Genomic DNA, 306 nt, shown 5'->3' on the forward strand with positions numbered 1-306 from the left:
ATTTCCTTCTGGTAAGTCTTCTTCTTTAATGTCCGTATGTGTCAAGATGGATGCCATCTTATAATTTTCTACACTGATCATACGGTTTGTCCTTAACTTTTCATAGTCTCCTTCAAGCATGCTTTGACTGATCTCTACCACTTCTTTTAATCGTCGACTTTTAAGAATTTGAGGATCCATTTTTTTTAGTTATAAGACTGGTAGCTTCCAGTCATTGATATACTTTTCCATCTCAGGTGGTATTTTTAAGCTTTCTTTTAAAGATTTTGGATAGGTCCATTCCTTATCTCCCGTATAAAAGACAAA

The 306-nt window shown here is 34.3% G+C and carries 1 protein-coding gene; it reads right to left on the reverse strand.

Features of this window, described 5'->3' with window-relative positions; translation table 11 throughout:
* Nucleotides 1-180, reverse strand: a 180-nt coding sequence (locus HUU89_RS14545; RefSeq protein ID WP_175302139.1) for a hypothetical protein, incomplete at its 3' end; no start/stop codon positions are given.
* Between the last annotated feature and the right edge of the window lie 126 nt (nt 181-306).

It is taken from the genome of Faecalibacillus sp. H12 (genome assembly GCF_013361255.1).
Taxonomy (GTDB): Bacteria; Bacillota_I; Bacilli_A; order Erysipelotrichales; family Coprobacillaceae; genus Faecalibacillus; species Faecalibacillus intestinalis.